Raw genomic sequence first — 16,589 nt, 5'->3', positions numbered from 1 at the left:
AAAGGGAGGATTCGAATTCGAATCCTCCCTTTCTTATTCGGCTAGTATCAAAAGTTATTTTGATACAGCCCCTTTTTAATAATCTATTTTATTTATTAACCATTATTACTCTCTTAGCAATACTTGCTGAATGATCTGAAATTCTTTCAATATTAGTTAATAAATCTAAGTATATTATTCCAGAATCTATACTGCAAAGATGTTGATTTAATCTCTTCATATGTTCATTTCTATAAGCTTTATCTAACTCATCTACATCTTCTTCTAATTCTATAGCATTATTTGCAATACTCATATCATTTTGTTTCATTGCTTCAAGTGATAAATCATATGATTCTAATGTTTTATTATAAATTTCCTTTATTTCATCTAAAGCTCTTTCAGAAAATTTAACATTATTCTTTATAGCATTTTCAGCCAATTCTGCTATATTTTCCGACAAATCTCCTATTCTTTCTATATCATTTATAGTATGAAATAATAAATCTAAAGATTTTCTCATATTATCGTCTAATGATCTATTTGATAGCTTAATTAAATAATCTATAATTCTTTTTTGTTGTTCATTTATTACTTTTTCTTTTTCGAATGTTTCATTTATCTGCTTTTGAGACTTATTTATTAAAGCATTAGTTGCACTTGTAAAGCCATCTTTCGCTTTTTTTCCCATTCTAAGAGATTCCCTAATTATATTTCCATAGGCTATAGCAGGTGTTTCTAACATTCTATCATCTAAATATTTAATAATAGTAGTGCTTTCTTTTTCTTCATCGTCTTTATCAGGTATTATTAACATAGCTAGCTTAACTATAAATTTAGAAAATGGAAGTAAAAGAATAACATTTACTATGTTAAACAAAGTATGTGAATTTGCTATTTGTCTAGCAGAATCATTTGGATTTAAATATTGTACTATCCAAGTTATAGGTTTATTTAAAATAATCATAAATAAAATTGTACCTATTATATTGAAACACAAGTGCATTGTAGCAGCTCTTTTAGCATTTTTATTTGCACCTACACTTGATAAAAGTGAAGTTGTACAACTACCAATATTATCTCCATATAGTATTGGTAATGCTCCAGATAGTGGCATTAACCCTTGGGATGATAATGCTATTAATATTCCCATAGAAGCACTTGAACTTTGTAATATAGTTGTCATTAAAAATCCAGCAATTAATGCTATAAATGGCTCTGTTGAAATTTTAGCTAGAATACTTTTTACAATTGGATATTCTGATAGTGGTGCAACCGCTTCTTTCATAAATCGCATACCTATAAATAGTATTGCAAATCCAATTAATATTTCAGAAATATTTTTAAGCATAGGTTTAGATTTTGAACCTATCATATATAGTACTATACCAATTCCAAGGGCTATAGATGATAATATACTCACATCAAAAGAAACTAACTGTGCTGTAACAGTTGTTCCTATATTAGCACCCATTATTACTCCTATTGCTTGATAAAGACTCATTATACCAGCATTAACAAATCCAACAACCATTACTGTTGTTGCTCCACTACTTTGAATAATTCCTGTAACTACCGTTCCTACTAATACTCCCATTATTGTACTACTTGTTAAAAGCCCAATAGCTTTTTCTAATTTAGGACCTGTTGATTTTTGAAGGCCTTCTCCCATTACGCTTATCCCATAAAGAAATAGACCTAAACCTCCTATAAGACTTATTAATATATGCAAAAATACCCCTCCTAAAAAACTTACTATTATTATTCTCCTTTTTAGAAGACTAATTTATACATATAATAAAATAATACTTAATTGAATTTATAGAAAAAAGGATTCACATTGGAATCCTCTACTTATTATCTGATATGATATTTAAAATTTGCTTAACATCACCATTATATCTTTTAAATTCAGTATTTAATACTTCAAATTTTTCAACTGAAACCTTAAAAACATTTAGTATTATATCTAACTTTTTAATTGTATTCATACTAATATTTCTGAACTTTCTTTTGTAGTACCATATTTACTTTCATAAATTATGAGATTTCTCATCTTCCCCACCTTATAATACTAAAATCCTATTCTTTTATTTATACTAAACTTTTACTTAAGATATACAATTAAATTTTATTCTTCATAAATCATTTTTTTCGTCATTCCACCATCAACAACAAGGTTATGGCCATTAATAAAATCATTATCTTCACTTGCTAAAAAAAGGCATGCATTTAATATATCCTTTGGCTTTCCAACTCTTCTCGATGGATGTTGCTTATGATCTAATTCAGTTAATTCTTCATAATTTTTAACCTGTATCCATCCTGGGCTTATTGCATTTACTGTTATAGGAGTTTCACTTAAAGATATTGCTAGTGAATTTGTAAGTGATATTATTCCACCTTTTGATGCTCCATAAGCTTCCCAATTTGCTTCATTTTGATTCCATCTAGTTGATGCAATATTAATTATTCTTCCATAACTTTGACCTTTATTCACTTCAATAAATTCCTTAGCGCAAATAAAGCTTCCACTTAGATTAACGCTTATTACATCATTGAATTCATCTATTGTAATATTATTTATAGATTTATTAAAATGTGAAATAGCTCCATTATTAATTAATACATGTGCAAATTGACTTTCTGCTCTTATTTGCCTAAAAGCTTCTTTAATTTCATTACTATTTCTTAAATCTACTCTTATAAATGATATTTCTTTTGGTAATTCCTCATGACACTTTATATCTAAAGCATATACTTTATACCCTTTTTCATTAAATCCAAGTGATAAGTGATACCCTATTCCACCTGTTCCTCCAGTAATTACACAAACCTTTTGCATACATATCCCCACCTTAAATATACTTATAATTATTTGTTCTTTATTAATTTTATTTTTAATTTAATATCTTCCTTGCATCTATAATAATACCTAAAGTTATATCATCATTATTAACTAAAATAGAATCTATATCTATCCCTTCAAAATTTTCCTTATAAATAATTACTTTACTTTTCTCATAATCTACCTTCATATTGCTATCATTAAACCAGTCTTTAACAAAAGTTTTTAAAGCTAAATTAACAAGAAAATTAGCTAATTTTAAATCAAGAACTTTTACTTCTCCAATATTAATTACTAAATCCTTATTTTCATTGAGACTTGGAGTAATATTAACCTTAATTGGTGTATTAAAACTATCATTTACAGCATAGTTTACATATAAGTCAATACTATTATTTTGAATATCTACTTCAAGATTACTCATTTTATCATTTTTTGTACTCTTTAAGTAATACTTTATACCATTAATTATTGATACTTCCGGTACAATAACCTTTCCCTTAACTCCAATTACAGGTTGATTTATTATTTCCATATTTTCAGCTTTAATTCCTGAAATGGAATTTAAAAAACCTATGGTTCCTTCTTCTAATTTTTCATTAATAATTTCATTTGTTAAATTTTCATTAGGTATATCCTTATCTTTACCATATATATATAATACTATAGCCCCTAAAATAATAGTAATTAGTATTATTATTGATATTATTATGTTTCTTTTGTTTTTCATAATTTACCACCTTTTTCTTTAAAGTTATCATATTTACAAAATACCTTCTAGAAATTATCTTTCTACATAAAAGTTACTATTCTCTATAATCTATCCCTAAAACACTGCTATCATCTTGATCTATGTAAACAATAATAGGTCCAAGAATATCATCATTAGTTGTAAATGTAACTATATATGTTTCCTTATTTTGAATATTAACAGGAGTATTTTCCTCATTTGCTATAAAGTATTCTTCTTCAAATTTAATCTTCTGTACATCTGCAGATTCCCAATTAATTATGGCAGATTTGGTTCTATAATCTAGATAATTATATGCATTTTCCCTAATATATTTATTTGATGTATTATTACCCCCAACTAATTGTACTATACTTATAATAAATAATATATATATCTTTTTCATACTACTCCCCCTTATACCTATTGGACAATTTCTTTATCATAAATGTTCCCAATTTTATTTTTATTACTTTGTATATAAAGTATTTTCACATATATACTTCTGTTATACTAAATTGTTTCTAACAACAATTTAGTATAACAGGAAGCAAATTAAAATATCTCATCATTACACATATGAAAATATACTTGTAACAATGAGATATTTCTTTATAAACTTTAAAGCTTACAATATTGATTTTTTTGAATATATTTATTAACAATAATTCCTATAATAAGTAAAATGGGAAATATGCTTGCAACTAAAATTCCAATCTTAAGATTATCATTAAACATACCTGAAATTCTTCCTACAACTGTTGGTCCAGCTGAACATCCTAAATCTCCTGCTAATGCTAAAAAGGCAAACATAACCGTTCCTCCTCCCCTTATTTCAGAGGCAGACATACTAAAGGTTCCCGGCCATAATATTCCTACAGAAAACCCTGCTATACTACACACAATAAAACCTAATATTGGCCAAGGTGATAATGAAATAATTAAGTAACTTGCTAAACAAAGAACTCCACTATAAATCATCGTTTTTTGAAGATTTATCTTTTCACTAAACTTACCATACAATAATCTTGATAATCCCATCATTATGGCAAAAAGCATTGGTCCAGCTAAATCTCCAATAGTTTTACTAACGCCAAGTCCCTTTTCTGCAAACGTAGATGCCCATTGACTTACAGCTTGCTCACTTGCTCCAGCACACACCATTAAAATTATCATAATCCAAAATAAATTCTTAGATAATAATTCTTTAATTGTTAATCCTCTTTGTCCATCTTCATTTAAATGAGAAACAGGTACTTTAATAAAGAAAATGGTATTAATCATTGGTATAATAGCCCACAATAACGATAAGTATTTCCAATTTCTTATTCCAAATATGGCGAAAAATATAGTTGATAATAAAACTACGCCTACATGCCCCCAACAATAAAATGAATGAAGTAAACTCATTGCACTTTCCTTATTATCTGTTGGACATGCTTCTACTATTGGACTTATAAGTACTTCTATTAAACCACCACCAACAGCATAAATCATAACAGATATCATTAATCCTATAAATGGATCACTAAAACACTCTGGCAATATTGTTAATGATATAAGCCCTAAAGCTGAAAAAATATGAGCTATTACTGCAGACCACTTATATCCAATTTTATCAATAAAGCCTGCCGATAAAAAATCAATTACTAATTGTAATCCAAAATTAAATGTTACTAAAAATGTTATTTTCGATATTGGTATATTATACGATGATTGAAAAGTCAGAAATAATAATGGAACAAAATTATTAATAATTGCTTGAACAATATACCCAGTAAAACATGCATACATAGTATGCTTATAGTTAAACTTCATCTTATAGTCCTCCCCTTTTATTTATTCACAAATTGTATTATATAACACTTTTTCATAAGTTTATTGAACTTTTTATCCATTTTATAGCACAATATCACCAAAATTTACTATATAATCTTATAAGTATATTAAATTATAGATATTATAATATTTAATCTAAATAGTATTTAAAATATTAACTATATTTTCTTAGTTTTTCAAAGTATTATATAAACTATATAATTACACATTATATACATCTGTTATACTAAATTGTTGATAACAATAATTTAATATAACAGATGTATATACTCACACAACCTACTTTTAAAATCCCTTAGAATTTATCATACACCCTTGCATAATTTTAAAAGAAAATTCTTTATACGTATATTTAAATATAATAAATAAGCTATCTCAAATTTTATGATAATAGCTTACATAAAAATATACTTATTTTTATATTATTTAAATAATTTCAGAAATTTTTCTACTCTATTTATTATACTAATAACTGTTTTGATTTAATTTTATTCCAAGATATATATGTACTTATTTCACTTAACAAATCATCATTAACTTCATTTTGCAGAATATTGTTTTTGTAATCAAATAATCGCCAACTTAAATAATGATCTAAATATTTAGTTGCAATACCTCTAAATTTAGAAAGCCATTTCTGAGTATTAATTGAATATCTTATATCAATATTTATTTCATCACACTTTCTAATTTTAACTTTATTTATCTCATTAAAACTTAAATCTTTGATTACTTTTGTACATTCCATATTTAATAATTTCTTTACTCTTACAATAAGGACACTTACTTACATTATTCTTTTGCAATATTTCAATTTCAGAATTATTTCTTATTTTTTCTTTAGAACTACTATCAATTAACGTTTTATAAAAATTAATCATATCATCACCACTTGTGATTATTAACAAGTATAAAAAGTTTTAAACAGTACATTATAACAAATTCTTTTAATAGTTATCTCATTATAATATTTATTTAAACACCCTAAAAATATTATATAAATTATAGTATTTTTTATATAAAAAACTACAGCTATATTTAACAGCTGTAGTTATATTACTTATATATTAATTTTCTATTAAGCTACTCTTATGCCTTTTAATAAACTTACCATTTCCCTTCTTACCAACAAAACTTCCATTAGTATATAATACTTCTCCCCTTTGAATTACAAGTTGAATTTCACCATTTACCTCTTTACCTTCATAACCACAATAATCTACGCTACTATGCATATTATCAACACTCATTCTCCACTTTTTATTTGGATTAATTATAATAATATCTGCATCACTATTAGGCATAATTGCTCCCTTTTCAGGATAAAGTCCATATATTTTAGCTGGTTTAGTAGACATAACTTCTACAAATTTTTCAATAGAAATCTTATTCTTCATAACCCCTTCAGAAAACATTAAAATCATTCTTTCTTCAACTCCTGGAAATCCCATAGGACATGTTGTAAAACTATCTTTTCCAAACTCCAGTTTTGTCTTAAAATTAAATGGACAATGATCAGTAGCAACTACATCAATAGTTCCATTATTAATTCCTTCCCATAAAGCTTCACAATCTTTTTCCTTTCTAAGAGGTGGCGACATAGTATATTTTAAACCTTCGATATCATCCTTATACTTTTCGTCAGTTAACAATAAGTATTGAGTACAAGTTTCAACAAAAACATTCTTTTGCTTTCTTTCATCTATTTTTAGACATTCCTTTAATCCTGTTTCACTTGATAAATGTACAATATATAAAGGAGCACCTTCTAAGATATCTGCTATATATGATATTCTATTAATTGCTTCAGCCTCACACTCTTGCGGTCTGCTCTTTCCATGATATTCTGGAGTCAATAAACCTTCTTTAGAATATTTTTCTCTTAAATTATTAATAACCCCATCATTTTCAGCATGTACAGCAATTATCATACCTAATTCCTTAGCCTTTTTTAAAACATCATATATACCTGAATCATCTAATTTACCATCATATGTCATATAAATTTTCATACTTGTAATTCCATCATTAAAAAGCTCTTCCATCTCTTTAAGAATACTATCATTAACATGCTGAATTACCCCATGGAAACTATAATCTATAACACTTTTTCCTTCTGATAATTTATAATACTCATTAACTTGATGATGTAAATTACACTCCTTAGGACCAAATGCAATATGATCAACAATAGTAGTTGTTCCTCCACATGCGGCTGCTATACTTCCAGTATAATAATTATCAACAGCTCTATGAGCCCCTGCCTGAAGATCAAAATGAGTGTGAACATCAATTCCACCTGGCATAACATAACATCCTGAAGCATTGATAATTTCAGCTCCTACCTCATTAATATTATTTCCTATTGTTGATATTTTTCCATCCTTTATTAATATATCTCCATTAAACTTACCTAATTCTGTTACTATTGTTCCATTTTTAATTAACTTATTCATAAAACTCACCCCATTTTCAGCATTTACCCCTTTATATTTACTATTTTAAAAATATAAGATAAATTCTAAAATACATCATATTAATTAATACCATCATATATATACTAGCAATTTTCATGCCATATTTTTTAACTTAAATAAGTAAAAAATCATATATTTCTAGCTTAAAACTATTCAAAAACCCTATAAAAACTAAAGAGTTATCAAAATGATAACTCTTTTTCTCATTTTGATAACTCTCTTATACCTTGTATTTACTTATTACTCCTAAGTTTAACCATTATTTATTTATCATAATGATAATTTTTTCTTTTAATAATTAAAGTTAAAACTTATTATTTAAATACACCATATCTAGTAATTTGATATTATAATTCTATTTAATTAAGTTTATCTCAAAAACAGTTACATATTTACTATCACTAGAAGACTTTAGCTTAATACTGCCCCCATGCATCTCTACTACAGTCTTAGTTATTGCAAGTCCTAATCCTGACCCCTGTTTTGTATTTCTTGATTCATCTCCAACTATAAATGCTGAAAATATATTATCTCTAATTTCCTTTGGTATTCCAGTACCGTTATCTGCAATAATAATTTTGTAATTATTATTTACTTCCTTTAATTCAACATAAATTTCAGTTCCTGGAGGATTATGCTTCATACTATTTCCTAAAATATTATCTAAAACCCTTTGAAATTGTACTTTATCAAGCTTAAATTCTAACAGTTTTTCAGGAATATCAACCTCTATATTAAATCCATTATCCAAAATCTCTTCATATTTAGAAGCAACATACGCTCTTAAATATTCTGATAAATCTACAGTTTCAAATACCAATTTAAAATCAGGATGCTCTAGTTTACTATATTCATAGAAAATATTAATAAGCTCTGTTAACTTCTTTGATTTAGAGTATATAATATTAAAATATTTTTTATATTCCTCTTCTGATATTACTCCATCTGCTAGAGCCTTAGCATATCCTTGAATTGTAGTAATAGGAGTCTTTAAATCATGTGAAATATCAGCTAACATACTATGCTTATCTTTTATTAACTTATTTCTTTCTAATTCACTACTTTCCAGTTTATTAACCATAACATTAAAACTATTACAAATATCAACGAATTCCTTAGGTCCAGAATAGCTTAAAGGTTCATTATTTTTCCCTTCTGATAAAAGATGCATCGCACCATTTAACTTATTTAATGGTGCTTGAACTTTCTTTTTTAAAAGTATTCCAAAAACAATAATACATATGATACAAGCTAGTAAAAATGATAAAAGTGAAAAATTCATTAATTTATCAATTTTCTTATAAAAAATATTATAATCAATATTTTTTTCTTTTATAATAGCAATTCTATTTTTTCCTTCATTATTTGTATAAGTATACTTACTCAATGTATAATCACTAGGATAATTTTGGGTTAGATAACCTAGTTCTTTTTCTGTATATCTAGAACTCTCATTACTATTTCCAGTTGAATCATAAAACACATTTAAATTGCTATCTAATATTTTAAACCAACTATTTTGTTTATCATAATAAGCATCTCCATACTCATCGAAAGTATATTTATTTGATATTAACAATTTATACTCTTCATTATTTTCATTTACAAATTCATATATACTTATATCATTATTATAAGAATCATAATTAGGTATAAAATCTAATTCCCTTTCTGTATAGCTATCTTTATTATGATTTTTATTAGAATTAAATATAATATTATTATTTTCATCTAATATTTCAATTACTCCATCAATACCAGCAATTTTTTTTATATTTAATTTGTTAAAAATTTCCTCATTAAGTATTACCTTCTCTTTATCACTTAAACCTAATGAAAATGTATATGTTTTTTCTAATATTAAGTTAGATACTGAACTTATAATTATTCCACAAATCATTACTATAACAGTAAAAATCACATAATATTTTATTAATAATAAAAATATTCCACCTTGTTTCCTTTTACATTTTTTCAAACTTGTAACCTAACCCCCTAACAGTCTTCACATAAATAGGATTTTTAGAATCTGACTCTATTTTTTCCCTAATTCTATAAATATGAACCATTAGAGAGTTATCATCACTTTGATAATATTCCCCATTTATACATTCGTATATTTGTGCTTTAGTAAAAACTCTTCCTGGTTTTTTCATTAATAAAGCTACTATTTTATATTCTGTTGCTGTAAATTGTATTTCTTCTCCATTTTTTCTTATGATTCTAGCATTATCATCTAACGTAATTTCTCCAAGAGTTATAATATTATCATTTTCAACATTTTCCGCCTTAAATTCATAACTTCTTCTTAAAAGGGATCTTACTCTTGCAAGAACCTCTAGAGGATTAAAAGGCTTAGTTAAATAATCATCAGCTCCTAAATCAAGTCCTAGAATCTTTTCACTATCTTGATTCTTAGCAGAAAGAATTAAAATTGGTATTTGAGTTACCTCTCTTAATTTTTTAGTAAGCTCATATCCATTCATTTTAGGCATCATTATATCTAAAATAGCCAATGAAATATCATTTTGTAAAACCTTAGCAAAAGCTTCTTCACCATCATTTGCTAAAATTAATTCATATCCATCCTTTTCTAAATATAATTTTAATAAACCAATAATATCCTCATCATCTTCAGCAATTAAAATTTTATTATCCATATTATTTTCTCCTCATACATTATTCATATCTTAACGCATCAATAGGATTTAATTTAGCAGCCTTGCTTGCAGGATAATATCCAAAGAATACTCCAATAGCCATACAAAATCCAACTGCACCTAATATTGCACCTATATTAGGTTTAACATTATATCCCATGATACTTGCTCCTGTTGCACCTAAAGCAATTCCTACTATAATTCCTATAATACCACCAATTATACATATAATTATAGCCTCTACAATAAATTGAATCAAAATTACTCCTCTACCAGCACCTAATGCTTTACGAACTCCTATTTCTTTAGTTCTTTCAGTTATTGAAACCATCATTATATTCATAACACCAATTCCACCAACTAAAAGTGAAATTGCAGCAACTGCACTTATAGCTAATTTTACACTATTTATCATCTTATTTGTTGACTTCATCATAGATTCCATACTATATCCCATAGGAACTATATTTTTATTTTTCTTATATTTATTGGCAAAAAACTCATTAGTTTTGCTTAAAACATCTTCTACGTTAGCATTATTACTAGGAAGAATTGTTAAAGAACTATATCCACTATTATTATTTTTTGCAACTGAAATTGGAACATATACACTTGTAGTTGTTTTTTCTTTACTAGATCCTACTCCTAGTGCTTTGCTTCTATCAAATTCATAAACACCACATATATATACTCTAACCATATTTTTTCCTACTGTAATTTCAAAGCTCTTACCTAAAACATCTTCAGATGAGTATTCGCCACCAAAATAATCTTCTACAAATACATCACTAACTACAGCTAGCTTTCTGATATCACTTATATCTTTACCTGAAATTGTTCTCCCTGCAATTATATTAATGTTCTCCACTTTAAAGTAACCACTATTTACTCCATATATATCAATATTGGCTTTATTTTTAACATTAGTAAGCTTATTATTACCTACATTTTCTGAAATAGATACTCCAGCTATTTGATCTCCTAATGTTTTTTCATAATCATTTATCATATCATCAGTAATATAATCCTTTTCTGTTGGCTCAACATAATTAGAGGCTTCATTATCAAAATTTAATACATATTCACCATTTTCATTGAATTGATAATTGCCTTTTTGTTCTAAATATAAACTTATATTTCTAGCACCAAACCCAGACATTTCATCTGTTATAGAACTAGCTAAAGAATCACCTATTGTAACAATTGTTATTACTGAAGCTATCCCAATTATTATTCCCAGCATTGTTAAAATCGAACGTAATTTATTTGCTAGCAAACTACTTATAGATAGCTTAATATTTTCAAATAATCCCACTAAAGTACGCCCCCTCTTCTGTCATCTATAACCTCTCCATCTTTTATTGTTATTACTCGAGGGCATTCTGCTGCTAATTCCTTACTATGTGTTATAAGAATTATAGTCTTATTTTGTTTTTTATTTAAATCATGAAAAATATCCATAACAATACGGCTTGTTTCACTATCTAATGCTCCTGTTGGCTCATCTGCTAAAATTATTGCTGGATCATTTGCAAGACTTCTGGCAATTGCTACCCTTTGCTTTTGTCCACCTGAAAGTTCATTAGGTTGATGGTGACATCTTTTATCCATCCCTACTTTTTCAAGGAGCTCCATAGCCCTCTCTGTACGCTTTTTATTAGATATTCCAGCATAAAGCATTGGTAATTCAACATTTTTAAGAGCCGAAGTTCTTCCTATTAAATTAAAGTTTTGAAAAACAAATCCTATTTTTTGATTTCTTATATTATTCATCTCCTTTTCCGAAGCCTTTTGAACATTAATTCCATCTAAGTAATACTGTCCATTTGTTGGCTTATCTAAAACGCCAATAATATTCATCAAAGTAGATTTTCCTGAACCTGATTCACCTACTATAGCAACAAATTCACCTTCATATATTTTTAAATCAATTCCATGAAGTATCTCTAGTTCATTAGGTTCACCTATATAATATTTTTTAATAATATTTTCCATTTGAATAAGGGGCTTTTTACTCATAACTTCCTTCATCAATATTTCCCCCCTCATCTATGACCATAGTATCATTAGATTCACCATTTTCTACTATAGCCTTAATTTCCATACCTTCTCTTATTTGACTTCCACTTACCTCAACGTAATAATCATTTTTTGCTCCAATCGTTACCGGTACTTCTTTAAAACTACCATCTGCTTCTTTTATAAATAATGAAGCATTTCCATCAATATCCTTTACAGAATCAATTGGTGCTAAAATAACATTCTTTTTACCAGAAATAATAATTTCCGCCTTAGCATTTGTTCCAATAAACATACCTTGTCCATTTTCTATAACTATTTCAGCTGAAAACCCACTTCCACTATCACCACTATTAGCTACTGGAGATATTCTTACAAGCTCTCCTTCTACCTTATCTTTTAATGTATCACTAGTAATTATAGCTCTCATTCCTGTTGCAACTTTTTGAATATCGTATTCAGGTATATTTATTGATAAAATAAGATTATCAGTAGATTGAATTGTTGCAACTGCCCCTTCAGTCATACTTCCTACATTAACTTTTAGTTCTGTAATTTTACCACTAGTCTCTGCTTTCAATACTGTACTATTTAATTTTTCTTGAAGCTCTTTTAATTCTTCATTATTATCAAGTTTTTGTATTTGTTTGTATGCCTCATTTGCACTTGCTTGTAATGATTCCAATTCTGTTTTATCACCATTTAATGAAGTATTTCTATTTGATATAGCTTCATCATATTGACTTTTTGCATTATCTCTTGATGCAACTTTTTCATTATATATAGATAAAGCTTCATTATATTTGCTAGTTATATTATCAAAATCATAAATTCCTTTAGCTTCTTCTAATTCTTCTTTCTTTTTTTCTAACTCATTACTAGATTCTATATAATTTTTATATTCTTCTGACTCACTATTTCCGCCACTTCTTATCCACTCTTCATAATATCTCTTTTTATTATTTTGAGCATTATTAAACTCATTTTGCTTACTTTTCAAATTATCAATAACACCATTATATGTATTTTTTATATTATTTAAAGTAGCTTCAGAATTACTTAACTCTAAATTTAATTTATCTAAATTACTTTTCGCTAATTCAATTGCCTTGCTTAAATTTTGATTATTTTGTGATTGTGTACTTTTTAATGTATTTAATTGGCTTAAAAGCTTATTATAATTTTCTTGTAATACTTGTTTTTCTTCACTTATAGCTTTCTTCTTATTTTCAATTTCTTTAACAATATCACTATCATCTAAAATACAAATTACATCCCCCACTTTAACTATATCACCAACTTTAACATTTACAGCTTTAACCTTAGCCGTAATAGTTGATGATACATTAGATACCTCTCCACTTTTCACATTTCCACTTACTATTATTGATTCATTAAGATCACCCTTTTCAAGCTGAACAGTTTCTTGAAAATCTTCAAATGCTATCTCTTGTTTATTTCCTACAATTTTCCCTTTAACAAATATTACTCCACCACCTATAACAAATGCTGAAATAACTACTATAACTACTGCCTTCTTATTCTTTAATATTGACTTTTTTATATCAAACCTTTTCATACCCTACATCCTTTCAAGTTTTATATGATAATTGTAGAGTATTAAAATAAAAATATTATTTCTAAATTCTTAATATAACCTTAATATGAAACAAAAATAGAAGGGTTCCTAAATTCAATTATAGCTTAATTTATTTCGTTATTTATCCATGTACCCTCTTTATTTTCTCTAAGTTCCTTACATTTTCTTATTACGCCTTCAAAATCACTATCAAAAACAATTTTAAATTCATCTTTATTAGTTAATTGATATATTGGCACATTTTTCTCTCTCATAAAATATTTATCTTTTTATTATTTATTTTCAATCTCATAATCTCCCCTCACAAAAATTATAAGTAATTTATAAATATATTTTATAATGTATTTTATACAGAAGTTAATTCTAAAATTTAATTCATTATTACAAAATTTTATCAAACTCAATTCACTCTTATATATCAATAACATAATTTAGATAATATATTTGTATCATTATATAACTTTTATGAATAACATAATGTATAAGAAGTAATATCTTATAATTTAAAATGTAGGTGATTTTAATGTCATATTGTAATAAAAAAACTTCTTTTGATGTATCAATAGATTATCAATTATATCAATCTGGAAAAGGAAAATATTTCATTGGTCAAACACCTGTTTTAACTGGTGAAAATGAACATGCTATAGCTATGTTATACAATCCATCTAATTCAAATAGAAATATTTATGTAAATGCTATTACTATAACAAATATTTCAGATAATAATTTATCAGCTGAATTTTATTTAAGGTCATTATCTAATAAAGGTAAAATTAGCAATTTAGTTAGCTGTGCTAATACAAGTATTTACCCTGAACCAAATCCTAAAGGTCAAATTAAATATTTAAATCCTGCTTCAAAACCTCCATGTGATGGTGTTTCAATATTTAGTAGAATAGTATCTCCAAACTCAACTCTAGTTGTTGATGGTGGCCAAATAATACTTGGTCAAGATCAATCTCTTAGTGTATATATTGGTGGATTTTCACCTATTATAATTGATAATATAAGATTTGCATTTGGCTGGTGGGAAGAAAGAGTTTCTAATAATAATGATTGCTAATATTTAATTATACTAAAAATTAGGTATTGCTAATATTATAAATATTAGCAATACTATAATATTTATAATAACACTTTCATTTTAATAAACATATATATATCAATAATTAATATTTAGAGGTTTTTCATGGGTAATATTAATAACTATGTCACTACAATTTCAACAGGAAAAAATCCATAGAGATATTACAGAATATAATAACTTTTCATCTTTTTATTAAATACATATTATGATTTTCCAAAGTTCACGTCTTGCTATAGTTTCTAAATTTTCTTTTACTGTTAAGTTAGGTGCTACATCCATTTCCTATGGTGAAACTTTAAAACTCATTTTCATGATTCTTAAAAAAATTATAATATTGACGTACATTGTCAAGATCAGTCCACCTCTTTATGTCAACTGGATTTTCATCTAAATCATATATTTTAGCACCTTTTAAAGAAAGTATAAAAGGGGAATGAGTTGCTATAATAAATTGGCATCCTAAATACCTTGCATGTTCTTCAATAAATTTAACTAATTCTATTTGACGCTTTGGTGAAAGACTATTTTCAGGCTCATCTAATATATATAATCCACTCTCCTCAATTTTTGAAATAAAATATCTAAATGCATTTTCACCATTAGAATATTCTCTTACATTATCCATTAAATTATGACGTACATATTTAGATTGTGTTTTACTTCTAGATTCATTTACCTTTCTTAACTTATCATAATCATCTATTGATTGCATTTGAAACCTATTATATTTGTTATCTAAATACTCTTCAAAAAGTTTCTCCCTCTTATTATCAATTCCTTCATTAATATTTCGAATATTTAACATATAATCAAACACATCATCACTTGTTATAATTCTACTTTTTTCTGGGATATCATTTTCAATATTTACTTCACACATATCTACATACCTTGAATAAAAATTAGATTTATTATATATAGAATCCCTATGTACTTTTATCTTTTCTGCTATTATATTTAATGCTGTTGATTTTCCTGAACCATTCCCTCCATATAAAATAGTAATTCTATCAAAGTCAACTCTTTCAAATTGATTTTTAGAAAGAATCTTAAATGGGTAAAATGAATCATAACAAGTTCTCTTTTCATCTAATATAAAATCATATTCTCTATTTTCATTTACAAATTTAAAGCTATCTAAATATATCATTATTCCATTAATACCTTTCAAAATAATTTTTAACAATTTAATTTTACTCTTTTTTGTAATAAATTTAAATATTAGTACTATTTATTATTAAATGTTAAAATTAAACTATATATTTATATTTGATAGTGTAAAGTTTCGTATGAAAAAATAGCCTATGGCTAATTTTTAATAAAAATTAAAAAATATCGTTGAAATAT

At 26.2% G+C, this 16,589-nt stretch carries 17 protein-coding genes; 1 reads left to right on the top strand and 16 read right to left on the bottom strand.

All coding sequences use genetic code 11. The features are described 5' to 3' along the window. Positions 1-88: 88 nt before the first annotated feature. The 15 genes from HCG76_RS17915 to HCG76_RS17845 form a co-directional block, all read right to left on the bottom strand. Positions 89-1,711 (bottom strand): Na/Pi cotransporter family protein, encoded by a 1,623-nt coding sequence (locus HCG76_RS17915; RefSeq protein ID WP_221701600.1) that lies wholly within the window; start codon positions 1,709-1,711, stop codon positions 89-91. Between the two features lie 118 nt (positions 1,712-1,829). Further along, positions 1,830-1,970 (bottom strand): hypothetical protein, encoded by a 141-nt coding sequence (locus HCG76_RS17910; RefSeq protein ID WP_221701601.1) that lies wholly within the window; start codon positions 1,968-1,970, stop codon positions 1,830-1,832. A 140-nt stretch (positions 1,971-2,110) separates the two neighbouring features. Further along, positions 2,111-2,824 (bottom strand): SDR family oxidoreductase, encoded by a 714-nt coding sequence (locus tag HCG76_RS17905; RefSeq protein ID WP_221701602.1) that lies wholly within the window; start codon positions 2,822-2,824, stop codon positions 2,111-2,113. A 55-nt stretch (positions 2,825-2,879) separates the two neighbouring features. Next, the gene (locus HCG76_RS17900) at positions 2,880-3,557 is read right to left on the bottom strand and encodes a hypothetical protein (protein WP_221701603.1); all 678 of its coding nucleotides are present in this window, start codon (positions 3,555-3,557) and stop codon (positions 2,880-2,882) included. 76 nt (positions 3,558-3,633) lie between these two features. Then, complete coding sequence (locus HCG76_RS17895) at positions 3,634-3,963, bottom strand: hypothetical protein (protein WP_221701604.1); 330 nt, start codon at positions 3,961-3,963, stop codon at positions 3,634-3,636. A gap of 215 nt (positions 3,964-4,178) precedes the next feature. Continuing rightward, positions 4,179-5,375: an MFS transporter gene (locus HCG76_RS17890; RefSeq protein WP_221701605.1), complete on the bottom strand. Its 1,197-nt coding sequence runs from the start codon at positions 5,373-5,375 to the stop codon at positions 4,179-4,181. Positions 5,376-5,856: 481 nt separating this feature from the next. Continuing rightward, positions 5,857-6,144 (bottom strand): hypothetical protein, encoded by a 288-nt coding sequence (locus tag HCG76_RS17885; RefSeq protein WP_221701606.1) that lies wholly within the window; start codon positions 6,142-6,144, stop codon positions 5,857-5,859. Further along, entirely contained in the window at positions 6,107-6,277 is a 171-nt protein-coding gene (locus HCG76_RS17880; RefSeq protein ID WP_221701607.1) for a transposase-like zinc-binding domain-containing protein, read from the bottom strand. Before HCG76_RS17880 ends, HCG76_RS17885 begins: the two co-directional genes overlap by 38 nt. 186 nt (positions 6,278-6,463) lie before the next feature. Next, positions 6,464-7,852 (bottom strand): dihydropyrimidinase, encoded by a 1,389-nt coding sequence (gene hydA / locus HCG76_RS17875; protein ID WP_221701608.1) that lies wholly within the window; start codon positions 7,850-7,852, stop codon positions 6,464-6,466. 376 nt (positions 7,853-8,228) lie between these two features. Then, a complete protein-coding gene (locus tag HCG76_RS17870; RefSeq protein ID WP_221701609.1) occupies positions 8,229-9,851 on the bottom strand; it encodes a sensor histidine kinase in 1,623 nt (540 codons plus the stop codon). Next, positions 9,838-10,533 carry a response regulator transcription factor gene (locus tag HCG76_RS17865; protein WP_221701610.1) on the bottom strand — a complete coding sequence of 232 codons (696 nt, stop codon included), beginning with the start codon at positions 10,531-10,533 and terminating at the stop codon, positions 9,838-9,840. Before HCG76_RS17865 ends, HCG76_RS17870 begins: the two co-directional genes overlap by 14 nt. 19 nt (positions 10,534-10,552) lie before the next feature. Next, positions 10,553-11,848: an ABC transporter permease gene (locus tag HCG76_RS17860; RefSeq protein ID WP_221701611.1), complete on the bottom strand. Its 1,296-nt coding sequence runs from the start codon at positions 11,846-11,848 to the stop codon at positions 10,553-10,555. Continuing rightward, complete coding sequence (locus HCG76_RS17855; protein WP_370778325.1) at positions 11,848-12,564, bottom strand: ABC transporter ATP-binding protein; 717 nt, start codon at positions 12,562-12,564, stop codon at positions 11,848-11,850. The genes HCG76_RS17860 and HCG76_RS17855 overlap by 1 nt, the downstream gene beginning before the upstream one ends. Then, positions 12,545-14,131: an HlyD family efflux transporter periplasmic adaptor subunit gene (locus HCG76_RS17850; protein WP_221701612.1), complete on the bottom strand. Its 1,587-nt coding sequence runs from the start codon at positions 14,129-14,131 to the stop codon at positions 12,545-12,547. The genes HCG76_RS17855 and HCG76_RS17850 overlap by 20 nt, the downstream gene beginning before the upstream one ends. 125 nt (positions 14,132-14,256) lie before the next feature. Continuing rightward, positions 14,257-14,406, bottom strand: coding sequence for a hypothetical protein (locus HCG76_RS17845; RefSeq protein ID WP_221701613.1), 150 nt, complete (start codon positions 14,404-14,406; stop codon positions 14,257-14,259). A gap of 269 nt (positions 14,407-14,675) precedes the next feature. Between HCG76_RS17845 and HCG76_RS17840 the strand changes: the two genes are divergently transcribed. Then, positions 14,676-15,218, top strand: a complete 543-nt coding sequence (locus HCG76_RS17840) for a DUF6143 family protein (protein ID WP_221701614.1) — start codon at positions 14,676-14,678, stop codon at positions 15,216-15,218. 319 nt (positions 15,219-15,537) lie between these two features. On the opposite strand, the gene HCG76_RS17835 is transcribed toward HCG76_RS17840, so the two are convergent. Next, positions 15,538-16,392 carry an AAA family ATPase gene (locus HCG76_RS17835; protein WP_221701616.1) on the bottom strand — a complete coding sequence of 285 codons (855 nt, stop codon included), beginning with the start codon at positions 16,390-16,392 and terminating at the stop codon, positions 15,538-15,540. Positions 16,393-16,589 lie beyond the last annotated feature (197 nt).

The sequence above is a fragment of the Clostridium sp. K13 genome, from assembly GCF_019734195.1.
GTDB lineage: Bacteria > Bacillota > Clostridia > Clostridiales > Clostridiaceae > Clostridium.
Note: the sequence above shows the minus strand (reverse complement) of the source record. Positions and strands in the feature narration are given on the sequence as shown.